Annotated in this window: 29 protein-coding genes; 13 read left to right on the top strand and 16 right to left on the bottom strand. The window is 58.4% G+C overall.

The genetic code is table 11. The annotated features are described in order from the left end of the window. Positions 1 to 83: 83 nt before the first annotated feature. Positions 84 to 2,459 (bottom strand): mechanosensitive ion channel domain-containing protein, encoded by a 2,376-nt coding sequence (locus AC2FH2_RS16960; RefSeq protein ID WP_496824503.1) that lies wholly within the window; start codon positions 2,457 to 2,459, stop codon positions 84 to 86. A gap of 368 nt (positions 2,460 to 2,827) precedes the next feature. On the opposite strand from AC2FH2_RS16960, the gene AC2FH2_RS16955 reads away from it, so the two are divergent. From AC2FH2_RS16955 to AC2FH2_RS16925, 7 genes are read left to right on the top strand one after another with little or no spacing between them, the layout of a single operon-like run. Continuing rightward, a complete protein-coding gene (locus AC2FH2_RS16955; protein WP_496824555.1) occupies positions 2,828 to 4,042 on the top strand; it encodes a glycosyltransferase family protein in 1,215 nt (404 codons plus the stop codon). Then, entirely contained in the window at positions 4,039 to 5,286 is a 1,248-nt protein-coding gene (locus AC2FH2_RS16950; RefSeq protein WP_496824500.1) for a glycosyltransferase, read from the top strand. The genes AC2FH2_RS16955 and AC2FH2_RS16950 overlap by 4 nt, the downstream gene beginning before the upstream one ends. Next, positions 5,286 to 6,362 carry a glycosyltransferase family 4 protein gene (locus AC2FH2_RS16945; RefSeq protein WP_496824498.1) on the top strand — a complete coding sequence of 359 codons (1,077 nt, stop codon included), beginning with the start codon at positions 5,286 to 5,288 and terminating at the stop codon, positions 6,360 to 6,362. The genes AC2FH2_RS16950 and AC2FH2_RS16945 overlap by 1 nt, the downstream gene beginning before the upstream one ends. Then, positions 6,359 to 6,943 (top strand): histidine phosphatase family protein, encoded by a 585-nt coding sequence (locus tag AC2FH2_RS16940; protein ID WP_496824496.1) that lies wholly within the window; start codon positions 6,359 to 6,361, stop codon positions 6,941 to 6,943. Before AC2FH2_RS16945 ends, AC2FH2_RS16940 begins: the two co-directional genes overlap by 4 nt. Then, entirely contained in the window at positions 6,940 to 8,088 is a 1,149-nt protein-coding gene (locus tag AC2FH2_RS16935) for a glycosyltransferase family protein (protein WP_496824494.1), read from the top strand. The genes AC2FH2_RS16940 and AC2FH2_RS16935 overlap by 4 nt, the downstream gene beginning before the upstream one ends. Next, on the top strand, positions 8,078 to 8,851 hold the full coding sequence (locus tag AC2FH2_RS16930; protein WP_496824492.1) for a polysaccharide deacetylase family protein: 774 nt from the start codon (positions 8,078 to 8,080) through the stop codon (positions 8,849 to 8,851). Before AC2FH2_RS16935 ends, AC2FH2_RS16930 begins: the two co-directional genes overlap by 11 nt. Next, on the top strand, positions 8,848 to 9,324 hold the full coding sequence (locus AC2FH2_RS16925; RefSeq protein ID WP_496824490.1) for a class I SAM-dependent methyltransferase: 477 nt from the start codon (positions 8,848 to 8,850) through the stop codon (positions 9,322 to 9,324). The genes AC2FH2_RS16930 and AC2FH2_RS16925 overlap by 4 nt, the downstream gene beginning before the upstream one ends. Here AC2FH2_RS16925 and AC2FH2_RS16920 read toward each other — a convergent pair whose 3' ends face one another. After that, positions 9,325 to 10,464: an alpha-D-ribose 1-methylphosphonate 5-triphosphate diphosphatase gene (locus AC2FH2_RS16920; protein WP_496824488.1), complete on the bottom strand. Its 1,140-nt coding sequence runs from the start codon at positions 10,462 to 10,464 to the stop codon at positions 9,325 to 9,327. Between the two features lie 52 nt (positions 10,465 to 10,516). Here AC2FH2_RS16920 and AC2FH2_RS16915 point away from each other — a divergent pair, with 52 nt between their 5' ends. Next, positions 10,517 to 11,200, top strand: coding sequence for a DUF1045 domain-containing protein (locus tag AC2FH2_RS16915; protein WP_496824486.1), 684 nt, complete (start codon positions 10,517 to 10,519; stop codon positions 11,198 to 11,200). Here AC2FH2_RS16915 and AC2FH2_RS16910 read toward each other — a convergent pair. From AC2FH2_RS16910 to AC2FH2_RS16890, 5 genes are read right to left on the bottom strand one after another with little or no spacing between them, the layout of a single operon-like run. Next, positions 11,182 to 11,730, bottom strand: coding sequence for a ribose 1,5-bisphosphate phosphokinase PhnN (locus tag AC2FH2_RS16910; protein ID WP_142639351.1), 549 nt, complete (start codon positions 11,728 to 11,730; stop codon positions 11,182 to 11,184). The two genes, AC2FH2_RS16915 and AC2FH2_RS16910, sit on opposite strands and share 19 nt — an antisense overlap. Next, the gene (gene phnL / locus AC2FH2_RS16905) at positions 11,727 to 12,410 is read right to left on the bottom strand and encodes a phosphonate C-P lyase system protein PhnL (protein ID WP_281973437.1); all 684 of its coding nucleotides are present in this window, start codon (positions 12,408 to 12,410) and stop codon (positions 11,727 to 11,729) included. Before phnL ends, AC2FH2_RS16910 begins: the two co-directional genes overlap by 4 nt. Before the next feature lie 11 nt (positions 12,411 to 12,421). After that, positions 12,422 to 13,192, bottom strand: coding sequence for a phosphonate C-P lyase system protein PhnK (phnK, locus tag AC2FH2_RS16900; RefSeq protein ID WP_496707701.1), 771 nt, complete (start codon positions 13,190 to 13,192; stop codon positions 12,422 to 12,424). 5 nt (positions 13,193 to 13,197) lie between these two features. Beyond that, positions 13,198 to 13,602, bottom strand: coding sequence for a VOC family protein (locus AC2FH2_RS16895; RefSeq protein ID WP_271951521.1), 405 nt, complete (start codon positions 13,600 to 13,602; stop codon positions 13,198 to 13,200). Then, positions 13,599 to 14,459: an alpha-D-ribose 1-methylphosphonate 5-phosphate C-P-lyase PhnJ gene (locus AC2FH2_RS16890; RefSeq protein ID WP_142639343.1), complete on the bottom strand. Its 861-nt coding sequence runs from the start codon at positions 14,457 to 14,459 to the stop codon at positions 13,599 to 13,601. The genes AC2FH2_RS16895 and AC2FH2_RS16890 overlap by 4 nt, the downstream gene beginning before the upstream one ends. A gap of 31 nt (positions 14,460 to 14,490) precedes the next feature. On the opposite strand from AC2FH2_RS16890, the gene AC2FH2_RS16885 reads away from it, so the two are divergent. Then, positions 14,491 to 14,703 (top strand): hypothetical protein, encoded by a 213-nt coding sequence (locus tag AC2FH2_RS16885; protein ID WP_496824484.1) that lies wholly within the window; start codon positions 14,491 to 14,493, stop codon positions 14,701 to 14,703. Between the two features lie 17 nt (positions 14,704 to 14,720). Here the strand turns inward: AC2FH2_RS16885 and AC2FH2_RS16880 are convergent, their stop codons facing one another. Genes AC2FH2_RS16880 through phnG form a run of 3 tightly spaced genes read right to left on the bottom strand, consistent with a single transcriptional unit; the run spans position 14,721 to position 16,849 of the window. Then, entirely contained in the window at positions 14,721 to 15,812 is a 1,092-nt protein-coding gene (locus tag AC2FH2_RS16880) for a carbon-phosphorus lyase complex subunit (protein ID WP_496824482.1), read from the bottom strand. A gap of 3 nt (positions 15,813 to 15,815) precedes the next feature. Further along, entirely contained in the window at positions 15,816 to 16,391 is a 576-nt protein-coding gene (phnH, locus tag AC2FH2_RS16875) for a phosphonate C-P lyase system protein PhnH (RefSeq protein WP_496824480.1), read from the bottom strand. After that, positions 16,391 to 16,849 (bottom strand): phosphonate C-P lyase system protein PhnG, encoded by a 459-nt coding sequence (gene phnG / locus AC2FH2_RS16870; protein WP_496824478.1) that lies wholly within the window; start codon positions 16,847 to 16,849, stop codon positions 16,391 to 16,393. The genes phnH and phnG overlap by 1 nt, the downstream gene beginning before the upstream one ends. A 102-nt stretch (positions 16,850 to 16,951) precedes the next feature. On the opposite strand from phnG, the gene phnF reads away from it, so the two are divergent. Further along, complete coding sequence (phnF, locus tag AC2FH2_RS16865; protein ID WP_496824476.1) at positions 16,952 to 17,662, top strand: phosphonate metabolism transcriptional regulator PhnF; 711 nt, start codon at positions 16,952 to 16,954, stop codon at positions 17,660 to 17,662. Between the two features lie 158 nt (positions 17,663 to 17,820). Here phnF and AC2FH2_RS16860 read toward each other — a convergent pair whose 3' ends face one another. The 5 genes from AC2FH2_RS16860 to phnC all read right to left on the bottom strand — a co-directional run bounded on the left by AC2FH2_RS16860 (position 17,821) and on the right by phnC (position 22,560). Further along, positions 17,821 to 18,435: an LbetaH domain-containing protein gene (locus AC2FH2_RS16860; RefSeq protein ID WP_281973431.1), complete on the bottom strand. Its 615-nt coding sequence runs from the start codon at positions 18,433 to 18,435 to the stop codon at positions 17,821 to 17,823. A gap of 23 nt (positions 18,436 to 18,458) precedes the next feature. After that, positions 18,459 to 19,826, bottom strand: coding sequence for a phosphonate ABC transporter, permease protein PhnE (gene phnE, locus AC2FH2_RS16855; RefSeq protein WP_496824474.1), 1,368 nt, complete (start codon positions 19,824 to 19,826; stop codon positions 18,459 to 18,461). After that, the gene (gene phnE / locus AC2FH2_RS16850) at positions 19,823 to 20,704 is read right to left on the bottom strand and encodes a phosphonate ABC transporter, permease protein PhnE (protein WP_496709906.1); all 882 of its coding nucleotides are present in this window, start codon (positions 20,702 to 20,704) and stop codon (positions 19,823 to 19,825) included. Before phnE (AC2FH2_RS16850) ends, phnE (AC2FH2_RS16855) begins: the two co-directional genes overlap by 4 nt. A 63-nt stretch (positions 20,705 to 20,767) precedes the next feature. Beyond that, complete coding sequence (phnD, locus tag AC2FH2_RS16845) at positions 20,768 to 21,670, bottom strand: phosphonate ABC transporter substrate-binding protein (RefSeq protein ID WP_496692907.1); 903 nt, start codon at positions 21,668 to 21,670, stop codon at positions 20,768 to 20,770. Positions 21,671 to 21,738: 68 nt separating this feature from the next. Next, positions 21,739 to 22,560 (bottom strand): phosphonate ABC transporter ATP-binding protein, encoded by an 822-nt coding sequence (phnC, locus tag AC2FH2_RS16840; protein ID WP_142639325.1) that lies wholly within the window; start codon positions 22,558 to 22,560, stop codon positions 21,739 to 21,741. Positions 22,561 to 22,723: 163 nt separating this feature from the next. Here phnC and rpe point away from each other — a divergent pair, with 163 nt between their 5' ends. Further along, positions 22,724 to 23,410 (top strand): ribulose-phosphate 3-epimerase, encoded by a 687-nt coding sequence (gene rpe, locus AC2FH2_RS16835; protein ID WP_496824471.1) that lies wholly within the window; start codon positions 22,724 to 22,726, stop codon positions 23,408 to 23,410. 4 nt (positions 23,411 to 23,414) lie between these two features. Here the strand turns inward: rpe and AC2FH2_RS16830 are convergent, their stop codons facing one another. After that, positions 23,415 to 23,846, bottom strand: coding sequence for a MarR family winged helix-turn-helix transcriptional regulator (locus tag AC2FH2_RS16830; RefSeq protein ID WP_142639321.1), 432 nt, complete (start codon positions 23,844 to 23,846; stop codon positions 23,415 to 23,417). 79 nt (positions 23,847 to 23,925) lie between these two features. On the opposite strand from AC2FH2_RS16830, the gene AC2FH2_RS16825 reads away from it, so the two are divergent. Together AC2FH2_RS16825 and AC2FH2_RS16820 are read left to right on the top strand one after the other, a co-directional pair. Then, positions 23,926 to 24,294: an antibiotic biosynthesis monooxygenase family protein gene (locus tag AC2FH2_RS16825; RefSeq protein ID WP_142639319.1), complete on the top strand. Its 369-nt coding sequence runs from the start codon at positions 23,926 to 23,928 to the stop codon at positions 24,292 to 24,294. Between the two features lie 21 nt (positions 24,295 to 24,315). Further along, complete coding sequence (locus tag AC2FH2_RS16820) at positions 24,316 to 24,765, top strand: hypothetical protein (RefSeq protein WP_142639317.1); 450 nt, start codon at positions 24,316 to 24,318, stop codon at positions 24,763 to 24,765. The last annotated feature ends 122 nt before the right edge of the window (positions 24,766 to 24,887 follow it).

Here is a 24,887-nt window from a genome sequence, read left to right as displayed (position 1 = left end):
CCTCGCCGGCAGCCGCGCGGTCCGGCCCAACGCTTTGGAAGGGGTCTCGTCAGAGACGCAGCCCAAAGAGGCGGGAGCGGTCCCTAGCGGTCGTCGCCTCCAGGACCGATATCGTCCAGATAATCCTCGTCGATGGCCGCATGCACTGCACCGGTCACCGCTTCGCGTTCCTGCGGTGTCAGGTTTTCGGCCTCTTTTCCGTCAGCAAGCCTGACGGTCACCTCACGATGCGCAAACTTGATCCCTTCGCGGGCAAACAATTCGCGGATATCCTGATAGACCTTCTTACGCACCAGCCACTGATCGCCCGGCTTGGTCATGAACTTGACCCGAATAATCATCGCCGAATCCTGCATTTCGATCACGCCCTGCGATTTCAACGGCTGGATAAAATTATCCCCAATCACCGGATCGCTCAAAAGCTCTTGGCCCAAATTCTTGATGAGTTTCCGTACTTTTTCGACATCGGTGTCATAGGTCACCCGCAGGGGCAGCTTCATGATCACCCAATCACGCGAATAGTTGGTAAGAACCTTGATCTCGCCAAAGGGGATCGTATTCAGTGCGCCCAGATGGTGCCGCAACTGGAACGACCGGACCGAGATTTTCTCGACCGTCCCCTTCACATCGCCAATGTCGATATATTCGCCTTTGCGGAAGGCATCATCCATCAGGAAGAACGCGCCCGAGAATATATCCCGGACAAGCGTTTGCGACCCGAACCCAACGGCCAGACCCACGACACCGGCACCGGCGAACAGCGGGCTGACATTGATACCCAATTCCATCAGGACAATCAGAACGATGGTCACAACAACAACCGCCAGAATTGCGCCACGGAACAACGGCAGCAGTGTCGCAAGACGGCTTTGCCCGCCTTCCCCGCCCTCGTCGCCCAGTTCAACCTCTCCACCGGCTACGTCTTCTTCCTCAGCAATCTTGGTATCAATCCAGACACGGAAGAAATGGAACAAGATGTAGCCCATGAACAGGATAACCATCACGTCCAGAGCCCGTTCAATAGGCAGGTCTTCGCTCCAGCTTGCGTCAGGATTCCAGATCACAACCAGAGCATATAACCCGACGACAAATGCCAGGATACCGGCCACACGTCGCGCCAGATCCTCATAGGTGACGATCGAGTGCTTTCTCTTTTCCGCTTGCGGGGTTTGAGGAACCTCATCCTCTTCAACACCGACACCAGTCTCTGCGTTCAGCTCTTCAATCTGGCGATTGCGGACGAAGTAGCGTTCAAGCAGATAGTTCATCGCGCCATAGGCAATGACCACAGACATGAAGATGGCATAGCTGCTGGCAACAATCGGAATGGAATTCTCGTTCTCAAGCACCAGATCAACAGCCAGTTTGAACCAGCTGAACACGATATAAACTGCCAGAACCGGCGCCCAGGCAATCGATATCAGGCGCAAAATCCAGGATACCTGTTCCTTTGACCGCCCGCCTCGGATCGCGTTCGAGATGGCGCGCGCGTTGAACAGAATCATCAGAACATTGCCCAAGGCGCCAAACATGGTCAGGCCGCCATAGACCATCGCATAGACATTGTAGTTCAAACCAAAATCCGCAACCCAGGTAGAAAACAATACCACCGAGATATCATATGTCGCGATTGCCGAGGCCCAGACGTAAAGGCGTTTTGCCTCCCGGTCGGAAAAGGGCGGCAGCCGGTACTGACTGAGGTAAGGAGACAACACCATACGCCAAAGATCGGAAACTGTGCGTGCAAGAAAGAATGCCGTAAATATGGCTGTGGTCGTGAACTGAATCGAAAGATCTTCAGCCTCGCCAAAGATCAGATAGCCCACGATCAGGGCCATCAGCATCGCGAAGATCGTGGCCCCAACACCCATGAAAAAGCGAAAGACCAGAAAGGGCATTTTTTCGCGATAGCCCTGCGGATCTTCTTTTGACCGCGCCACCACCAGCCTTTTTGCAAGACGCTTGCCGTAGATTTCTATCGACAGCCAGCGCCCCAGAAGAAGGAAGAGTATATTCCAGCCCAACACTTCGACATAGGTCTGTATTCGGCCGTCCGGGCTGGTCTCTCGCAAAACATATTGCACTTCGAAGATCGAATACGGCAAAGCCTGCAGGCGCGACTCCATCGACTCGCGGAACTTCGAGAACCGCTCTTGCGCCTTCATCAACTGTGACCCTTCGGACATCGGGTCATGGGCGATATCGTCGTGCGTCGAGGCGGCATTGCCACCAGATGAGACAAGCTGACCGGCGCTGTCGATGACGATGACGCTTGCACCCGCTTCGGTGGCTGATCGGATCGCGTCAGCCAGTTCGCTTTCCTTATCTGCTTCAGATGTCGTGCCAGGCCCCGAACCATACCCGGGTATAAGCGAAGTCTGCGCCGTCGCTTCCGACCCCAGAGATAGCATAGCCACCCAGACGAACAGGGCCATTGCAGCCAATAGGTTAAATCTCATGAATTCTCGCTTCCGGGTCGCATGTTGTCGCAGGTTACAGAAGCTTTCCGAACACTTCAATTTGTGCGCCGCTGCGGTCCCGATAAAGTGCACAGGCGTGTTCCGGGTGCAATGAGTTGGAATCGGATGTTTTCATCTGCTTCAAAACTGAATATGACGGGCTGGGCATACACTTTCGGGCAAGCAGCTAAGGTCTTTGCGCAAAAACGAAAAGGCACCTTGCGGCTTACCAGAGGAATGGCTGACGTTTTACGCAGTCCCTTCCAGTCGGCGGGTCACAAGGCCCTTTGGCAAGACGGGTGAAAGACGATAAGCTGACAGGTGCCGATGCGCGGACCGACACCAAGACACTTAAGACAGGCGAAGGCATGAGCCTAGGAAGACAAAACGATACTACTGGCCGCGCGCCACGGATCCTGTTCTACAGCCATGACACGTTCGGGCTGGGCCATCTGCGCAGGTCTCGTGCACTGGCCGCCGCAATTACGCAGGCGGATCCATCGGCATCATCCCTGATCCTGACCGGATCGCCTGTCGCTGGCCGGTTCACATTTCCGCGCAGGGTCGACCACGTGCGTCTGCCTGGCGTGACCAAACGGGCGGACGGGTCATACGCGTCTCAGACAATCGGGATGGGGATCGACGAGGTGACCGAGTTGCGATCGGGGTTGATTCAGACCGCCGTTCAGCAGTTTGACCCGGACATTCTGATCGTAGACAAAGAACCCACCGGGTTCCGCGGCGAGCTATTGCCAACACTCGAAAACCTTTTGCTCTCGCAGCGCACCAAACTGGTGCTGGGTTTGCGTGATGTTCTGGATGAACCCGAAGTTCTGGCCGCAGAGTGGGAACGGAAAGAGGCAACTGCAGCGACCGAAAGATTCTATCATGAAATCTGGGTTTACGGGCTGCGTTCGATCTATGATCCGACCAAGGGGCTGCCTCTGAATCACGCGGCCCAGTCGCGCATTCACTGGACTGGCTATTTGCGTCGTGATCTGGGGCCAATCGGTACCCCACCGGAGCAGCCCTATATCCTGATTACCCCAGGTGGTGGTGGGGACGGCAAGGCGATGGTGAACCTGGTTCTTTCGGCTTACGAAAAGGACCCCGACCTGTCACCACGCGCGGTATTGGTCTATGGCCCGTTCCTGTCTGGTGATCTGCGGGACGAATTCGAAACACGTGTGGCTGCCTTGAACGGGCGTGTGACCGCCGTCGGCTTTGAATCCCAGATCGAAACGCTGTTCCACGGCGCGGCTGGCGTCGTCTGTATGGGTGGGTATAATACCTTCTGCGAGGTCCTGTCCTTTGACAAACGCGCCGTCATTGTTCCACGGACCAGTCCGCGTATGGAACAGTGGATCCGTGCCTCACGCGCCGAGGATCTGGGACTGATCCGGATGTTGGACGAGTTCCGTGACGGGCTAACAACCGATTCCATGGTCCGTGCCATTCGCGATCTACCACATCAGCCATTGCCGTCTCAGGCCATTGAACAGGGCCTGCTGGACGGGTTGGACTATGTCACCGGGCGCATTGAGGTATTGCTGAATCAGGAACAGGAACGGGCAACCGGATGACCGCAGGCGCGCCCAATCTGGCGGTGCTGGTCAAGGGTTGGCCGCGCCTGTCCGAAACGTTCATCGCGCAGGAACTTGTTGCTCTGCAAGAGGCCGGCCATCAGTTCGACATCTGGTCCCTGCGTCATCCAACCGATGTGAAACGGCATCCGCTGCACGACAGGTTTCGTGGCCAGGTTCGATATCTGCCGGAATATCTGTATCAAGAACCTCAGCGCATATGGGCTGCCCGCGAACAAGCGCAGTGCCTTCCGGGATACGGCGCGGCCTATAAGGTCTGGCGCGCTGATTTGCGCCGCGATCCCACGCATAACCGCATCCGTCGGTTCGGTCAGGCCTGCGTTCTGGCTGCGGAATTGCCCGCCAGCACACAGGTTCTGTATGCGCATTTCATGCATACGCCCTCGTCGGTCGCGCGCTATGCCGCGATCATGCGCGGCCTTCCGTGGAGCTTTTCAGCCCATGCAAAAGATATCTGGACGTCACCGGATTGGGAAAAATCGGAAAAGTTGCACTCCGACACTTACGGAGCAGCTTTTGGTGCAACCTGCACCGCGATCGGCGCCCAGCATCTGCGCAGCCTAGCCGACGATCCGGCACGGGTTGAACTGATCTATCACGGGCTGGATCTGGGCCGCTTTCCAGCCCCGCCGGAACGCGGCTTACGCCCCGCTGACAGCCCTTTTCATATGCTGTCCGTTGGGAGGTTGGTCGAAAAGAAAGGCTTCGATCGCCTGATTGATGCATTCGCCATGCTGCCGGACGATCTTGACTGGCACTGGACGCATATCGGCGGAGGAAGCCTGAGTGATACTTTGCAGAACCGGGCCGCATCGGCCGGGTTGTCCGGGCGCATCACCTGGAAAGGTGCCTGTGACCAACCTGAGGTCATCGCCGCGATGCGCACAGCAGACCTGTTTGTTCTGCCCAGCCGGATTGCCACAGATGGGGACCGGGATGGCTTGCCCAATGTGTTGATGGAAGCCGCCTCGCAATATCTGCCGATCCTGTCGACCCCCGTTTCTGCGATTCCTGAGTTTATCGAGACAGGCACGCATGGCGTCCTGACGGATGACGATCCGGTCGCGCTGGCAAATGCGATTGCACAGCTGGCGGCCAACCCCGCGCAGGCTGCTGGTATGGCGGGCGCTGCCTATGATCGCCTGATCGCCGAATTCCGCATGGACCCGGGCATAGCGCTTTTGTCTGCCAGGTTAAGCGCGCTGGGCGCGCATAAGAGCTGATGCCGCGCATCGCCTTCTATGCCCCGATGAAATCCCCCAACAGCCCGGTGCCGTCGGGGGACCGGGAAATGGCACGAAATATTCTTCTTGCAATCCAAGCCCGAGGGGATGCGGTGGATCTGGCCTCGGACCTGCGCGTATTCGACAAGCACGGCGACAAAGAGGTCCAGGCCAAGCTGCGCCATGAGGCTGAAGCCGAGGTGCTGCGCCTGACCTGCGACCTGCCTGCTGACACTGCACTATGGGTGACCTATCACAATTATTACAAGGCCCCTGATCTGATTGGACCCCGTGTAAGTACGGCGCGAAACATACCCTATGTTCAGCTTGAAAGCACCCGTGCCTACAGCCGCCTTCAGGGGCCATGGTCAGGGTTTGCCCAAGCGGCCCATCAGGCCTGCGACGCGGCCCGGGTGATCTTTTATCACACCGCCAATGACCTCATCACGCTGGAACGCGAGCAGTTCGGAAATCAGGCGCTTGTCGAGCTTCCGCCGTTTCTTCCCGCCTCCTCGCTGCCGCAGGCCTCTAGCTGCGATGGCCCGATGCTGGCCGTGGGCATGATGCGACACGGCGACAAGCTGGCCTCTTACCGGGTGCTTGAACAGGCACTGCGCCACCTGCAGGGCGATTGGTCCCTGTCTATTGCGGGCGATGGTCCCGCCCGCGCCGAAATCGAAGCGCTGATGGCCAAGTTTGGCACGAAAGTCCGGTTTCTGGGGCAGCTTGATCGCGACGCGCTGCGCAAGGCTTATGCTACCGCATCCCTGATGGTCTGGCCCGGCGTGAATGAGGCCTATGGCATGATCTATCTAGAGGCTCAGGCACATGGTATCCCCGTGGTCGCGCAAGACAGGCCGGGCGTCCGGGATGTGCTTATGCCGTCCGACTATCCTTCGGTTGCTGAAGGGGCCAAGGGGCTGGCCTTAAGGCTGCGCACTCTTCTGGACAATCCGGCATTGCGGTCTTCTCAAGGCAGCCAATCGGCCGCATATATAGCCGCGCGCCACCTGATGCCAGATGCAACTGATCGGTTCTGGACGGCTGTTGATCCTTTGCTGGAGGCATCCACATGAGCAAGCTCGCCCTATTGCGCCACGGGCATACGGCGTGGAACCGCGCCGGGCGCATTCAGGGGCGCAGCGATATTCCATTGGATGAACAGGCACTGACAGAACTGGCATGCTATTCCCTGCCCTCCCCTTGGGATCAGGCTATGGTCTGGTCCAGTCCCTTGGCGCGTGCGGCCCAGACGGCACAACTGGTTTCAGGGCGCGAACCGTTGAAGTCCGAGGCCCTCGTGGAAATGAACTGGGGCGCTTGGGAGGGGCAGCACGGCACCGATCTCATTGCCGATCCCGCAAGCGGTTATCGCCATATCGAGGATTGGGGTTGGGATTTCCTACCCCCCGGAGGTGAAAGCCCCGCCGTAATCTGGCAGCGGCTGGAACCTTGGCTTACAAGTCTTGGCGAAAATACCGTAGCCGTTTGCCATATCGGTATCATGCGGGTCATTCTGGCCCGCGCCTGGGGATGGGATTTTGACGGCCCCGCCCCCTTTAAGATCAAGCGCAACCGCCTCTATATCGTGGACATGGAGTCCATGCGCCCCGAAACTGACCCTATCCGTTTGATCCGGCAGGAGACCCGCATATGAGGGTGATGATCGTTGTGACCCATCTGCTGGGCACCGGACATCTCAGCCGCGCGCTTACATTGGGCCGGGCCTTTGCCGCTGAGGGTCACAAGGTATTGCTCGTCTCAGGCGGAATGCCCGCGCCGCAGCTGGACCATACCGGGATCGACTTGCTAGGGCTGCCGCCATTGCGCTCGGACGGCACCAATTTCACGCGATTGCTGACGCAAACGGATGAGGCCGCGCATCCTGCCTATTTCGACGCTCGCAAGGTTGCCCTGACAGAGGCGCTGCGGAGCTTTGCCCCGGATGCGCTGATCACCGAGCTGTACCCCTTTGGCCGCAGATCTCTGGCGGATGAGTTCGACGCCCTGTTGGAGGCGGCCCACGCACAGGGTCCCCGTCCGGTTATTTTGGGATCTGTCAGGGACATACTGGCGCCCCCGTCCAAACCTGCCAAAGCCCAGCGCACCGAGGAAATCATTCTTGACCTCTTTGACGGTGTCCTTGTCCATTCAGACCAGAACATGATCCCGCTGGATGTAAGCTGGCCAGTCTCGGAACGTCTGGCGCATCGCCTGTTCTATACCGGGTTCGTGGCCCCTACGGCACCGACCCCGCATCCCGAAGGGATTGGTAAAGGTGAGATTCTGGTAAGCGCTGGCGGTGGGTCGGTGGGCGAACCTATCTTTCAGGCGGCCATCGAGGCCGCACCAAAGATGCCCAACAGGCGCTGGCGCCTGTTGGTAGGCGGGCTGGACTCCGCAGCACGCATAGAACGCCTGACAGCAGGTGTTGGCGACGCCCCTGTCACGCTGGAACCGGTGCGTCCGGACTTTCGACAGATGCTGCCCTTGGCCGCCGCGTCGGTCAGCATGTGCGGCTACAACACGGCGTTGGACATCCTGCAGTCTGGCGTACCCTCGGTTTTCATACCCTTCGACGACGGAAGCGAAGTCGAGCAGACCTTGCGCGGCCAAAGCCTGTCGAAGCTGAGCGCAATAGACGTATTGCCAAGCGACCAGTTGACCGATGAAACCCTCGCGAAGGCTGTCGAGGCCGTCCTGGCGGCCCCCGCACGGCCAATCGCCGGTCAGGGTTTTGACGGGGCTGCAAAATCTGTCGAGATTGTACAATCACTTTTGGATCACGCCCATGACCGGTGATTGGCACCCCCTGATGACCGAGCTTGATCTGTGGCGGCGGGACGGGCTGTCTCTGCCGCTGTGGTGGAGGGATGATGACGCGGTCTGTGTCACGCCACAGTTGGAACGTCTAGAGGCGCTGTCCGCATCACTGGAACTGCCGGTTCATCTGGCGATTATTCCGCGCGACGCAGATGAATATCTGGTTACCCATGTCGAAGGCTCGCCCGCATTGATACCGGTGGTCCATGGCTGGGCCCATCAAAACCACGCTCCGACAAACGAGAAGAAATCAGAGTTTCGACTGCATCGCCCCTTTCAGGACATCCGCAGAGATGCGCGGGCCGGGCTGGCCCGGTTACAGAGCCTGTTCCCAGACAAGCTGTGCCCTATGTTTGTGCCACCCTGGAACCGGATCGCGTCAGAGATGGTTCAGGAATTGCCGGGCCTGGGATATCGCATCCTGTCCACCGCCACCCCCCGAAAGGCAAAGATGGCGGCACCTGGCCTTATGCAGGTCAACACGCATCTGGACCCGATCGACTGGCGCGGGTCACGAGGGTTGGCCCCTCGGGACAAGCTGATCGCTCAGGCCACAGATCTGCTTCGGAACCGGCGCGATGGCACTGCGGACAATACCGAGCCGTTTGGGATCCTGACGCATCACCTGGTGCATGATGAAGATATCTGGTCCTTTACGCGGGACATTCTGACGCGGTTTCTGGATGGTCCGGCGACCGTCTGGACCGCCCCAAAAAACGATAAATCACGGAGACCCGAATGAGCCGATTGGATTCAATGCTGCGCCGCCTGACGGCCCAACGCGACGGGCTGAACTGGGCGGTCGATCAGATTACAGATACGAGCGGCGATATACTGGACATGGGTTTGGGGAATGGCCGCACCTATGATCACCTACGTGAAATTCTACCAGACCGGCGCATCTGGGTCATGGACCGGATTTTACAGTGCCACCCGTCCAGCACCCCTCCGGCAGAGGATTTTCTGCAGGGCGAAGCGGGTCCTATGTTAAAGAAACTAGCAGCCGGTGGCCCGAAAATAGCATTGGCACATTACGATTTCGGGCGCGGTATCAAGCAGGATGATGTGGCTGAGGCGGCGATGCTCAGCCCGTTGATCTCTCAGGTCATGCTGCCCGGTGGGCTGCTGATATCCGGCCAACCACTGGTTGGGTTTGAACAGATCGCCGGACCGGAGACCATCGCACCCGACCGATACCTTTTCTACAGGGCCTGATCAGGCCACACGTCGCCCTCGCGACCACACTCCGTTCAGGGCAGGCGCCCCTTCACGCATCCGGAACCGAATGACGTCGGCGCGCGCGCCTGCGCGCAGCTCGCCACGGTCTTCCAGCCCGACCACCTGCGCCGGGGACATCGTAACGGTCCGCAGTCCACGGGCCATGTTGTCCCACATCTCGCCCAGCCGTGCCGCCGACAGCAACAACGCGGCCGGCACATAGTCCGAAGACAGAATATCCAGATGTCCCAGATCGGCCAGTTCTTTGGCGGCCACATTCCCCGAATGTGACCCGCCCCGGATTACATTTGGCGCCCCCATCATCACCTTGATCCCGTGATCGTGGCAAGCCCGCGCCGCTTCGACGGTAGTGGGGAATTCGGCCAGCCGGATACCGTGGCCCGCTGATACATGTACCTGTTCCCGGGTGGTGTCGTCATGGCTGGCCAGCATGGCCCTAAAACGTTTGGCCGCCTTTACGGCTTCCACCTCGTGCTTTTCGCCGTTCCTGTCCCGCATCGCCTTGAGGTCCGCGACATGCTGCTGGAATTCCTTGCCCTCCAACCCCAGCTTTCCTTTCAGATAACTTTCGAGCTTTGAGATATCACGGAATTGACGCTGACCGGGCGTGTGGTCCATCAGTGACACCAGCCCGACACGGTCCTCGAGGCCGAATTCATCCAGTTCTTCGACCAGCGTTTCTGAACACAACTCGGCCCGCAAATGCAAGAAATGGCTGATTTTTAAGGCGTCTTGCTCTCGTAACTGCCACAGCTCGTGGGACAGGCCACGTGCGTATTTGTTGTAGCGCGGACCAGTCGGGATCGACCCGACGCGCATCGCATCGAACACGGTTGTGATGCCCGTGCTGGCCAGTTCGGCGTCATGGGCAAGAATTGCCGCCGCATGGGGCCAGTCGACCTTGGGGCGGGGCTGGATATGACGTTCCAGATTGTCTGTGTGCAGCTCGACCAGACCGGGGCTGACATAGTCACCCTCACAATCGATTGCACCGCTTGGAACCGCCGCGCCTGTATCGATCTCGGTGATGCTGTCGCCCTGAACCCGGACGCTGCCGTTAATGGTTTCGTCGGGCAGGATCAGCGTGGCATTGGCAAGGATCAATTCTTCTGTCATCTGAACTTCACACAGTTTGAGGTATTGGAAGGCCACGCAATAGGAGGCCAATGTGACATTCACGCGATACGCGATCTATTTTGCGCCACCCGTCACGGCGGAGTGGACGCAATTCGCAACCCGTTGGCTGGGCTGGGACATGGAGGCTGGCACCGAGGTCGCCCATCCTGGGCTGGATGGTGTGGATGTTGCAGCGGTTACGGAGGTACCGCGAAAATACGGGCTGCACGCGACCATGAAACCCCCGTTCCGCCTGCGCGAGGGGCAATCCGTCACAGCGTTGCAAGAGGCCTGCGCCACCCTTGCTGCCAGCCAATGCGCAATCATGATGGAAGGTCTTGAGATTGCCCGCCTTGGCCGGTTTCTTGCCCTGCGACCACTGGGCGACACAGCCGCGCTGAACGCGTTGGCCGCCGCCTGTGTTCAAGAGCTTGATATGTTCCGGTCCCCACCGTCGGCGGCTGAACTTGACCATCGCCGCGCCACCAGACTGACACCGGATCAGGACGCCAACCTGGTCAAATGGGGATACCCTTATGTGCTGAACGCGTTTCGGTTTCACATCACCTTGAGCGGCAGGTTGGACAAGCCCGTGCTTGCTTCGGTTCAGCAGACCCTGGAAAACCATCTGGGGCCGCTTTTGCCAAAACCCTTTCGAATTGCGGATCTGGCCCTGATGGGCGAGGCCGAGGATGGACGGTTTCACCTGATCCATCGCTATGCGCTTTCCAACTGAAGGCGGGACAAAATTTTGGCCACCGTATCCTGCAGAGCACCAGAATTGTCGACCTCGATCACCCGGACCAGCCCCTTAGGCAAAGGGGTCTTGGCCTGGCCCAACCGACGCGCCTGTTCGCTGTCACTTTCGCGCCCGCGCAATGACAAGCGTTGCTCTAGAACGCTCGCGTCTGCGGTCAACGAGATAACAATCAGATCGCCAAAGATCTCTTGCGCCTGCAACAACACAGCGCGCGACAGGTTGACCAGAACTGCCTCCGCCACCTGACGTTGCTGCGCAATCTCTTTCGGCACACCATAGAGCAACCCATGTGCATGCCAGCTGAGCGCGAATGCGCCCTCACCTTCCATCTGTCGAAACGCGTCATCTGTGACCCGTCTGAAATCTTCCCCCGCTTCGCCTTCGGGGCGGGTGACGACACGGCGCAGCCGCTGGATACCTTTTGCGCGGGCTTCCAACGCCTCAATCACACTGTCTTTGCCGACACCTGACGGACCGACAACCGCTATGACCGGGGCAAGCGTCATGCCGCAATTCCCGGCGTGAATTGCGAAACGTTGATCTCGCGATCGCAAACCTGCTTCCGCCCGTCAACATCATGGAAGATGCCGATAATCGCCGTTCCGCGCTCTTTCGCCTCAAGGATCAGGGACAGGACGGTTTCGCGATTCAGCGCATCCAAACTGGCTGTGGGTTCATCCAGCAGCATGGCCGGGTATTCATGGGCAAAGCCGCGCGCGATGTTCACGCGCTGCTGTTCGCCGCCCGAAAAAGTCGTCGGACTAAGGGGCCAGAGCCGTTCAGGAATATTCAGACGCTCGAGCAGACCCGCAGCCTTGTCCAGTGCCATCTGTTTTTCGCAACCAACAGCAAGAAGCGGCTCGGCCACGACCTCAAGCGTCGGCACTCTGGGCACAACGCGCAGGAACTGGCTGACATAGCCCAGCGTTTCGCGCCGCAGGGTCAAGATCTCGCGCGGTTCAGCCTTGGCGACGTCTAAACCACCGACCAGAACCTGACCCGAGGCAGCCAGATAGTTGCCATAGATCACCCGCATCAAGGTGGATTTACCTGCCCCCGACGCGCCGGTCAGCGCCACACATTCACCCGGTTCAACCCTGAGCGTAGCGCCCTGCATGACCGGGATCACTGCGCTCCCCTGATTGTGCAGGGTAAAGCTTTTGCTGACATTGTTCAGTTCAATCATTGTCCCGGCCCTCATACTTGCAACACGCTGGACACCAGCAGTTGCGTATAGGCATGCTGCGGATCGTCCAGAACCTGATCAGTCAATCCGGCCTCGACCACATGACCGCTTTTCATCACCATCAGCCGATCCGCCAGCAGACGGACAACAGCAAGATCATGGGTGACAATGATGGCGCTCAGCCCCATTTCCCGAACCAACCCGCGCAACAGGTCCAACAGGCGAGCCTGTACCGAGACGTCCAGACCACCAGTCGGTTCATCCATGAAGACCAGCCTGGGGCCGGTCACCAGATTCCGCGCGATCTGCAGGCGCTGCTGCATGCCACCGGAAAACGCGGACGGACGATCATCAACCCGCTCCGCTTCGATCTCAACCCGACCCAGCCAGTCGATCGCCTTGTCGCGGATATCGCCATAGTGGCGGCCACCTACGGCCATCAGTCGTTCGCCTATATTTCCGCCCGCACTGACAGACATACGCAAGCCATCGCGCGCATGTTGGTGCACGAATGCCCAATCGGTGCGGCTCAGCATCCGGCGTTCAGGTTCCGACATGGTCACGGTATCCACCGGACCGTCTGCACGAGTGTCAAAGATCACCTGCCCCGCATCCGGCACCAGATGACCCGCCAGACAGTTCAGCAGGGTTGACTTGCCCGAACCACTCTCACCCACGATCCCCATCACCTCGCCGGGATAGAGATCAAAACTCACATCGGTACAGCCGATACGGGCCCCGTAGGATTTTCTGATATCCTGTACACTCAGCAGCGGTGTCATTTCATTCACCTTGGGTCATATGAAAACTCGATCCGATTGCCGCCCGGCTCTCGGATCATGAAATGGAGTTTCGGACCTGAACCCGAGGGTTCAGGTGCAAACTCGACAACGACGGCAGGCCAGTCTTTGACCGCATCAAAAACCGCTGTCAGCGCTTCTTCATCGGGAACTTTCAAGGCAACATGATGCAACCCCACGTTCTTGTGCCGGTCAAACCCCTGTAACCCCTTGCCTTTTTGCTGCCAAAGCGTCAGCTTCGCCGCGCCATTGGTCACATAAACCGCCGGGTAATCCGGATTGCTGCCGAAGACCTCCCAACCCAACGCATCGACAAAGAACGTCCGCGTGGCGTCGAGGTCCGAAACCGTAAGGCCAAGGTGGTCAATTCCAAGCACATCTTCTCGTTTCATGCGGCATCCTCTCTGGCCAAACGGCCCACATGGCCCGCCTCGCGGCGCGACCGGCAATAATCAGTGTCCGAGCAAACAAACATGCGGGTACCTGCATCATCCATGATGACCTCATCCAGATAGCTGTCCTCGGCCCCGCACAGATCACAGGGATGGTCGGCCTTGGTGGCCTCGAACGGGTAATCCTGGAAATCGAGGCTGACGACCTTGGTATGCGGTGGCACCGCGTAGATACGTTGCTCGCGGCCCGCGCCAAACAGCTGGATCGCGTCCATCTCAAGCTTTGGGTTGTCGAATTTCGGGATGGGGGACGGGTCCATCACATAACGGTCCGAGACCATCACAGGATAAGCATAAGCGGTTGAGATCGCACCATGCTGGCTGATGTCTTCGTACAGTTTCACGTGCATCAACCCGTATTCTTCGAGGCTGTGCATCTTGCGTGTCTCGGTCTCGCGCGGTTCCAGAAACCGCAGCGGTTCCGGGATCGGCACTTGATAGACAAGAATCTGATCCGCGCGCAGCTTCGCCTCGGGGATGCGGTGGCGGGTCTGGATGACCGTCGCCTTCTCGGTTTCCTCGGTGGTGGCGACGCCCGCCGTATTCTCGAAAAACTTACGGATAGACACGGCATTGGTCGTATCATCCGCGCCCTGATCAATCACCTTGAACGTATCGTCCGGGGTCAAAGTTGCGGCAGATACCTGCACGCCTCCGGTACCCCAGCCATAAGGCATCGGCATCTCTCGGCTGGCAAATGGCACCTGATATCCGGGAATAGCCAACCCCTTGAGGATCGCCCGACGGATCATCCGCTTGGTTTGTTCGTCCAGATATGCGAAGTTATATTCAGTCATTTGATGTAACTATTTTGTTTCTGGTGTTTTTATGAACGTATTTGATATTTGTTCGCTCTTTTTGGCGATTATGCTCTATTTTATCTGGCGCAATTTTCGCGCAAAGTGGCGCCTCGGGGCCATGGCCCGCGACCTTTCGTGCGAATGGGAATCGCTTGAAATCGTGAATTCGCGCGAAGCTTTCGGCAGGAAATCGCCCAATCAGGGCAGCGACTGGTTTTTGAACCGTAGGACGAGCCTGTAGGGCAAAGCGTACAGAGCTCATTCCGCAGCCTCCCTCGATGCAATCCGTTCCTCGGCCTCGCGGCGCAGCTTGCGCACCAATTCCAGTTCGGACTGAAAATCCACGTAATGCGGCAGCTTGATATGTTCGAGGAAACCCGTTGCCTGAATATTGTCTGAGTGGCTCAGGACAAATTCCTCGTCCTGTGCAGGTGCGCCCAGATTGTCCTCGCCCAGCTCCTCCCACCGCAGCGCCCGGTCGACCAGAGCCATGGCGATGGATTTGCGTTCAGACTGGCCAAAGACGAGCCCATAGCCGCGTGTAAACTGTGGCGGCTCAGTCTTTGAGCCTTGGAACTGGTTCACCGTCTCACATTCGGTCAACTCGACTTCGCCGATCTCGATGGCAAAGCCCAGTTCGGGAATGTCCATCTCGACCGCGACCTTGCCGATCCGCAGCTCGCCAACAAAGGCGTGGTTGCGGGCATAGCCGCGCTGAGTCGAATAGGCCATGCCCAGCACAAACCCTTCATCCCCGCGCGCCAGCGATTGCAACCGCAGCGGACGGTCTGCCGGAAACTCCAGCGGTTCGCGGGTCAGGTCGCCAGGCGCAGCATCACTGACCGGCTCGTCCTGAATAATATCCTCACCCTTGAGGAATTCGGTGATATGCGGGGTCGGCTCGTGTCGCGCCGTACCTTCGGGCGCGGGTAGAGTTTCACCATCCGCAGCCAGTTTGAAATCTAGCAGGCGGTGGGTGTAGTCGAAAGTCGGGCCCAGCACCTGCCCGCCCGGCGCATCCTTGAACGTCGCCGATATCCGACGGTCACAGGCCATATTGCCCGTTTCAACCGGTTCGGAATAACCAAAACGCGGCAATGTCGTGCGATAGGCGCGGATCAGAAAGATCGCTTCGATCAGATCGCCACGCGCCTGTTTGATCGCCAGTGCGGCAAGGTCCGGATCATACAGCGATCCTTCTGCCATCACCCGGTTCACCGCCAGGCTCAGCTGCTCCCGGATCTGGACCAGGCTAAGCTCGGCCACATCCGGGGCGCCTCGGCGCTCTTCGGCCAACCAGGCATGGGCATTCTCAATCGCCTTTTCGCCTCCTTTGACGGCAACATACATCGCTTAACCCTCCGCTCTGATCTGGGTACTGCGCGGCAGGGCCGCGACCTTGTCACCGCAGGTAAAGAAGAAGTCACATCCCAAAGGGAAAAGAGCCGCATTACGTTGCAACGCAGGGATATCGGGTAGGTTCAAGCCTGCGCTCTGCTTGATACCGGGACCGTGCAAAATGGCACCGGACTGATCCAGGCTGTCACGCTCAACAATCAGAGTGGTTGACCGATCCGGATACTCGGCAGTTCCGATGCGATAGCGATCCAGCCCACCAATTCCGCCCCAAGTGCCGACGGCGAAATCCGCCTCGGCAGCAGGAACCAGCGGCGCGCCGGTGTGGAAGGTCAGCCATTCGCGCAGAGCGTCGGTGTCGAGCTCACCCGCCAGATGTACCTTGGATTCCGGGTCGCATAAAGTCAGCAACAAGGTGCCCGCTGCTACCGACAAAGGCGCTGGGGGCACGGCCCCTGACAGGCTGCGGATTTCGCCTGGGCATGCCATCACCGTCATCGCCGCGCGAAAAGCATGTGCGGAATCAACCGGTATGTTCTGGAACCCGCCCGAGAATTGAGTTTGCGCAGTCATCAATCTTCTCCCCGAACCAGCGTGAAGAATTCTACTTTGGTTGCCGCCGCCTTTGCCGCCCGCGCGATTTTGACCGCCTGCATTTTCTGTTCCAGCGGACCGAGCAGGTTTTCCTGCACATGGTCTGCTGCCGCAGTCTGCATCATCGCATCAATCACAGCTGCAGCTTCGGCCTTGGGCTTTGACCGGCCCTGAACATAGCCATGTCCAACCGTGCCATCCTGCAAGACCACCGAGCAGCGCGTGACCGTCATTTCACCCAGGTTGAACGGCGCCCCGGTGGCGCCGGTACGTCCGCGCACCATCACGCCGCCCACTTCGGGGCTGCGCAGCCATTCAAAGCCGGGACGGTCCGTGAGACCCTCCCACAGCGCCAACGTGGCTTCATCTGGCGCGCGGGCCAACAGGCCCATCCAGGTCTTACGCACCTCGGTCGCGGAATCTGTCTGTTGTGTCATCAAAGCCTCTTGGCGGGGTTGTCTACTTATCCTATACAACTATACAAATCATAGACCGCCGCCCGGCGACTCGCAATCGCAACTGTGTGAATTTTTGGTGACATGAACAAAACGCCGATCTGGAAAAGCATCGCCCTAAGCCTGACGTCGGACATTGCCGAAGGGCGATATCAAACCGGTGACCGGCTGCCGACCGAAGCGCAACTGGCCGCAACGCATGGCGTTAACCGCCACACGGTTCGTCGGGCGCTGTCTGACATGGCCGACCAGGGGCTGGTCCATTCTAGGCGCGGGGCCGGTGTATTCGTCGCCACCCGACCAACCGAGTATCCGATTGGTAAGCGGGTGCGATACCACAAGAGCATCTCGGCCAACGGCAAGATGCCCGGCAAGAAGATCCTCGCCCTGACCACACGGGCCGCGGATGAAGCCGAGGCCGATGCATTGGGGCTTGAAACCGGCGACACGGTGCATGTCTATGACGGTTTGTCTCTGGCCGACGGGCAACCCATCGGCCTGTTTCAAAGCGTTTTTCCGGCCAAGCGATTTCCTGACATTCTGCAGATTCTAACCGAAACCCAATCCGTCACCAAAGCCCTGCAAAGATGCGATGTGCCAGATTACACGCGCATCTCAACCCGCCTGACCGCGCGCGCGGCCACGGCAACTCAAGCTCTGCACCTGCACCTGCCCGAGGGCGCACCAGTCTTGTTTTCGATCGGCATCAATGCAGACCCCGATGGCAATCCTGTCGAGTACGGAAGAACAACCTTTGCCGGAGAGCGAGTCACGCTGACCCTGAACGAGGATTGATCCCGTAGGTCTCCCGCCCGTCTTCAACCTCCTATCGGAGGTCTCATCCCGTTGGGCGTAGCGCCGCGCAAAGCGCGGCGCCCGGCCCAAGGCCGCAAAGGGGAATCGGCGAAACCGATGCTTCTGCGAGCGCGGAGCACCCAGGGTCACAGGGCCAGCTATTCGTATTTCTCCAAAAACGCCTCAGCCTCTAGTTTGCGAAAATCCGGCAATGCGTCACGCAAGCGGCTGTTGTCCCAGTCCCACCAGGCCAACTGCTCCATCCGATCCGCAACCGCTTGTGGGAACCTGGGGCGGAGTGGTTGGGCCGCCACCCCAGCAACGATCATGTAGGGCGGCACGTCTTTGGTCACCAGCGCCCCGGATGCGATGACCGCACCATTACCGATTGTCACCTCGGGCTTGATGATCGCTCCGTGACCGATCCATGTGTCATGCCCGATAAATGCGATCCGGCTTGCGCGATGGGCAAACCACTCCGCATCATCCTCGGCATCGTCCCAATAGTCAGCCGACCGATAGCTAAAATGATGCAGCGAGGCCTTTTGCAACGGGTGATCCGTAGCGCCGATCCGGGTAAAGCTGGCAATGTTCGAAAACTTACCGATCCTTGCATTAGCGATGTCGCAGGTCCGGTCGCAATAGGAATAGTCGCCCCAGACCGCGTTGGCGATCCGGCTGCCGGTGCCAATCTCGACAAATGCACCAAAGCTGCTGTTGGTAATCTGGCAATCGGGATGGATGAACGGTTCATCCGCGCGCAATCGTGCGATAGTCCTGACCTTTCAAGCTGCGCTCACGGCAGAATAAAATCTTTGGTTTTCGCGTTGCTCGGCTTGCTCTTCTTGCCGCTGTCGCCCTGGATCAAACGACGCCGTAACCAGCCCGAGAACCAATCCATCAACATCACCATGAGAATGATCAGAACGATGTAATAGGCGACCTCTTCCCAATCTTTCTGAGTGATGATCGCCTGCGTCAGCAACAGACCAATGCCGCCGCCAGTAATCGCGCCAATTATGGTCGCGCTGCGGGTGTTGGATTCGAGAAAGTACAAAAGCTGGCTCAACAGCACGGGAGTGATCTGTGGGATCACGCCAAAGCGATAGCGCTGCGGCGCATTCGCACCGGTCGACTGCACGCCCTCGATCTGCTTCTCATCCACATTCTCCAGCGCTTCTGAGAATATCTTGCCGAATGTCCCGGTATCGGTCACCAGAATTGCCAGCGCTCCGGTCAACGGCCCTGGGCCGAAGGCCCGTGCCAGAACAACGGTCCAGATCAAGGCGTCCACACCGCGTACAAAGTCGAACACCCGCCGTGTGGCAAAGCGCACCGACCGCAAGGGGTTAAAGTTCCGCGTCGCCAGGAACGCCAGTGGCAAGGCGATAATCCCTGCCCCCATGGTGCCCAGAAACGCCATCAGGATCGTCTCAAAGATGGCCCAGGCCACATCCTGATGCCGCCAGATCTTGTTGGTCCAGAAATCGTTGAAAATAGCACTGGCCTCACCGGCGGTGGCGCGGCTGACCAACTCGGGGAAAGATTTGCCATAATACGGGCTGTCGAGGGTGAACCAAAACAGCTCCCACCCTGGGAAATAGCGAAACACTTCGGACCGGTTGCGGGTCACGGTCAGACGCCCGGCATCGGTGGTGATCGCCAGCCGATTTTTCGAGACATTGATCCAGTCTGGAACATCGCCCGCCGGTAACTCTGCTTGCACCCCAGAGGCCCGGCTGGGCGTAGCGCGCACGACGCCATAGCCAGGGATATCGTATTCGATTGTCTCGGGGCCGAAACGCACCACGTGACCATCTTCCAGGTCAATGATCGTGGTTTCGCCCAACGCCACCCAGTCGGGTGCGGTCCCGTCAGGATAGGTGCCTTTGCGGTCCCCTTCGACCGCAACGGACACATCACCATTGCGGTTATCCCGCGTGACATGGGTTTTGTAGCTGTAACTGTCGGCAACAAGCGTCTTGCCGTTTTCCCAATTTGCACGCCCGGCAATACCAGGCACGTCAAAGGCAAAGAACACGTAAATCAGGTAAAAAGCGACAAGGCCGGGCAACCCGAAATTCACGATCCGTTTGCGGTTGAACAGACGACCGGCCTCGGCCTTGAGGTCATCTGTCGACAGATCAGTGGCAAAGGTCGTCATGCCGAAGCTCCTTTTTCCGACCCGTGGGTCAGGCGATCCCGCAGATAGCCGGACAGCTGATCCACGACCATGATTGTGACAAAAAGCAGAAGGAAAATGGCCGCAGCCTCATCATAGCGCCCCTGCCCCCAGGACATCGCATTGCGCAGCTCATAGCCCAGACCGCCAGCACCGACGAAACCCAGAATGGCAGAGGCACGGATGTTGATTTCGAACCGCAGCAAGGCATAGCTGACATAGTTCGGTCCGACCTGCGGGATCACGCCCAGATACATCCGTTGCGACCAGTTTGCGCCCACGGAATGCAGCCCCTCAACCGGCTTCAGCGAAGCGTTCTCGTTCACTTCCGAGAACAGCTTGCCCAACGCGCCGGCGGTATGGATGGCAATCGCAATCATTGCCGGAACCGGACCGCCGCCGAGAATGAAGATCAAAACCAGCGCGATAACGATTTCAGGGATGGCCCTGCAGATATCGGAAATCCGACGAAACAATGGGATCAGAGATGGCCACTGCGCCATGCCCCGTGTCGACATCAGGGCAAGAAATGTCCCCACAATCGTACCGATCAGGGTTGATGCTGCCGCGATATTGATCGTCTCAATCAGGGCCGGAAAGAACCGGATCAGATTTTCCGGCATCGCGCCGATCTTTTCCCACGCTTCCGAGAGAACTTCGGCCGGATAGTCGAAAACCCTGCGCCAACCATCAACGAAACTGCCTGCGTTTCGATCATCCGCAGTGCGGAACCCTGCGGCCATCAAAGCCACAAACAGGATCAGGAGAATGCCGCCATAAGCCCGTTTTCGCCGGGTCATTTCTGAGTATTCGTCGCGGATCTGATCGACACTGTGGGACCCTGCGGTCAGGTCTGTCATAGAATGCTCCTGAGAAAACGGGGTCCGGTATAACACCGGACCCCGATCATGTGAGTTGCAGGCTTAGTTCGACTTCAGCTTACGCGCTTCGATGATGACCTCGTAGGCTTCGTGCGTGATGGGATCAAAGCTCTTGGCTTCGCCTGCTGCCACGCCGTAGAAACACTCGCGGTCTTTTTCATCCAGCGTGTTCCACAATTCAGTGACCTGAACTTTGACATCTTCGGGCAAGGCCTTGCGCAGAACGACCGGGCCTTCCGGGATCGGCGCCGATTTCCAGATCTCGACCAGATCGTTCATGTCGACCAGACCGGCATCAACAGCGCGGCGCAGCGCGCCCGACTGATAGCCGTCTTCCCAATCGCCCAGACCGTCGGCCCAGGTCACGCCGCCGTCAACGTCACCGTTGTTTACCGCAACGATAGTCTGTTCGTGACCGCCGGTGAATTTGACCTCACCGAAGTAATCGCCCGAGTCCATGGTCGCACCGGTGGCCTGTGGAATCTCGATCGAAGGGATCAGGTAGCCCGAGGTCGAGTTCGGATCACCAAAACCAAAGGCCTTACCCTTCATGTCGTCCAGCGAAGCGATTCCGCTGTCTTTGCGCGCAAAGCCTACCGAGTAGTAGCCATAGCCGCCATCACTGTTGACCTTGACCAGAACCGGCTCAACCGCTTCGGGATCGCTCAGATAGGTTTTGGCGTAACCCGACGCACCCAACCAAGCGACGTCAATCGTGCCACCCAGCAGGCCCTGAATCACACCGTTATAATCGGCAGGGGCGAACAGCTTGGTCGGAACGCCCAACAGCTCTTCGGTGTATTCGCGCAGGCATTCGTTTTTGCTCATTCGGTCTTGGGCGTTTTCGCCGCCCAGAATACCAATGCGGAATTCGCTTATTTCCTGCGCCATAGCGGGCGCGGCCATGGCAGTGGTCGCAACAAGGGCAGCAATTAGGTTTTTCATCTGTCTCTCTCCAGGTTGATGTCCCCGACCTCTCATCGGGTCGGGCGATGAAAGGTGGTTGGGGTGGCTCAGATGGTGGCTTCGGCTTCCATCAGGGCCTTCTGGGTGGCGTCGAGCGTTTCGATCTCGGTCGAGGTGGCCTCTTCCGAGAAACTCGCATCGGCCCCATAGATCTCGCGGGCGACGCCGGTGGTCAGTTGTTCGGGCAACCCGTCAAAGACGATGCGGCCGTCGCGCATGCCGACAACGCGGTCGCAATAGCGGCGCGCGGTATCCAGCGTGTGCAAGTTGGCGATGACCGTGCGGCCATCCTCTTCGTGGATGCGGCGCAGGGCCTGCATCACCACCTGGGCATTCATCGGGTCCAGCGATGCGATCGGCTCATCCGCTAGAATGATTTTGGGGTCCTGCATCAAAGCCCGCGCGATGGCGACACGCTGCTGCTGTCCACCCGACAGCGCCTCGGCCCGTTTCGGCGCATGTTCGGCGATGCCCAGACGATCCAGAATGTCGATGGCGCGGTGGATGTCCTCCATCGGGAACAGGTTGAACATGGTGGCCAGTGTCGATTGGCGGTTCAGTGTGCCATGCAGCACGTTCGACACCACATCCATGCGCGGCACCAGATTGAACTGCTGAAAGATCATGGCGCATTCGGCCTGCCACGCCCGCTTCTCTCGCCCCTTCAACTGGGTGACATCGCGGCCTTCGAACAGGATCTTGCCTTCGCTGGAATCGGTCAGGCGATTGACCATCCGCAAAAGGGTGGATTTCCCGGCGCCGGATCGCCCGATGATGCCGATCATGCACGGCTTGTCTACATCCAAAGTCGCCGCATCCACGGCTATGTTTTCGCCGAAGCGTTTGGTCAGTTTGTCGATACGCAGCACAGGCCACCCCCAATTCGTCTTGGCGGTCAGCTACAGCCACTGTTCAACGGCTGTGTGTCAGTAAGGTGAAAGTTTTGTTACGGCGCGATTGTCGCGGGGGCTATCCATCATCTGACCTCAACGCTATACGCATCCTCAACTGTTCAGATGACACGAGGCCACCATGAGCTTTGACCGCACTATCAAGATCGCCCCGTCGATCCTGTCCGCCGATTTCGCCAATTTCGGTGCCGAGATTCAGGCCATCGAGGCGCAGGGCGCCGACTGGGTGCATATCGACGTGATGGATGGCCATTTTGTCCCCAACCTGACCTTTGGTCCACCCGCCGTCAAAGCCTTTCGTCCGCATGTCAAAACGGTGATGGACGTGCATCTGATGATCACCCCAGTCGATCACTACATTCAGGCCTATGCGGATGCTGGGGCCGATGTCCTGACCGCCCATATCGAGGCAGGGCCGCATTCGCACCGCACCTTGCAGGCCATCCGCGCTGCAGGAATGAAGGCCGGTATCGCGCTGAACCCGGGCACTCCGGCCGAAGCGGTGGAGCACCTGTTGGATCTGACCGATCTCATCTGCGTTATGACCGTAAACCCCGGCTTTGGCGGCCAGAAGTTCATCGACATGACCAGCAAAATCCGCCGCCTGCGCCAGATGATTGGCGACCGTCCCGTCCATATTGAGATTGATGGCGGCGTTGATCCAAACACCGCCCCGCTGGTCGCGGCCGCAGGCGCCGACGTTCTGGTTGCCGGCTCAGCTGTGTTCAAAGGTGGATCGGTAGATCAGCCCGGGGTCTATGGCGACAACATCCGCGCCGTGCGGGCCGCTGCGAATTCCGCGCTGTAACTCATTATTCCTGGCGCATGCCCGAAATCACCCTGTGCATGAGGTCCAGAAACTGACGTTGTTCCTCGGCGCTCAGCCCCGCAAGCGCCTGCGCGTTTACGGTCTGGGCGGCCTCATATGCCTCCGCGCGTATCCCTGACGCCTTTTCGGTCAACCAGATCAGCTGAGCTCTGGCATCGGTTGGGTTTTTGGTTCTCTTGACCAAACTGTCCCGCTCCATCCGGTTGAGCGTGTTGGCCAACGTCGCCTGCTCGACGTCGATTTTGCCAAGCAGCTCTTTTTGCGACACGCCGTCCTTTTGCCAAAGCTCCAGCAAAATGGGGAATTGCCCAACGACGATCCCCAAAGGAGAGATACGCTGCTGCAGGTCCCGGGCAAACAAGCGCGCCATGTGATTGACCAGATATCCGGCAGAGTCTTCTTTCGTGAAATCCATGTCGGATAAATACACTTGCATAGCATGCTATGCAATATTATATAGCTTGCTATGTTATTTTCTGAAAGAGGATCAAAGAATGGCACGCATCGTAGAACTGGACGAAATCGCAACCCTGGCTGACCAGATGGAAACCGAGGAAGGCCCCGTCGTTCTGATCAACCTGTTCACGGTTGACGCCAAGGACGAAGACGCCCTGCTGACCGCCTGGTCCCACGACGCGGATTTCATGAAATCGCAACCGGGATACATCTCGACGCAACTGCACAAAGGCATCGCCAACAGCGCGACCTTCGTGAACTATGCTGTCTGGCAAGATGTGAAGAGTTTCCGTCAGGCCTTTACCAATCCTGAATTCCAAAGCCGTATCGCCGACTACCCGGACAGCGCAGTGACGCGACCACATCTTCTGCGCAAGCTGACGGTCGACAACCACTGTGTTGCCTAAGGCAAAAAGTGGAGGCGACCCATGATCAGAACAATCCACCCCATCGCTGGAGTTATCGGATTTCTAACAATCCTGACATTCTGGACATCTACTTTGTACAGCGAGATCTTCGCTTCCCACGCGACCGTGGCATCAGTAAAAACCATGATCGTCTATGGCCTGTTCTTGCTGGTCCCGGCCATGGTAATTGTCGGCGCCACAGGAATGTCGATGGGAAGCCGGCGCAAAGATGCTTCGGCATTGGCCAAAAAGAAAAGAATGCCGATCATCGCAGCCAACGGCCTGCTTATTCTGGTACCCGCAGCACTCTACCTGAAAGCAAAGGCCGGAGCCGGGGCCTTCGACACCAGCTTCTACCTTGTTCAGGTCATCGAATTGGTCGCTGGTGCCACCAATCTGACATTGATGGGTATGAGTATCCGTGACGGCCGGGCAATGACCGCGCGCAGGCGCAGTCAGTCCCAGAAATAAAGATGCATTCCAAACAGAAAAAGCCCGCCCCCGTTTGGGGCGGGCTTTTTTGTTTCGACGGTTAGGTCTGAGACTATTCGACGAACGATCTCATCACCGCCTCCGATCACTCAACACTCATT

It is taken from the genome of Ruegeria sp. YTSA105 (assembly GCF_059610225.1).
The sequence above is the reverse complement of the archived record's forward strand: the minus strand, read 5'-3'. Positions and strand labels throughout refer to the sequence as shown.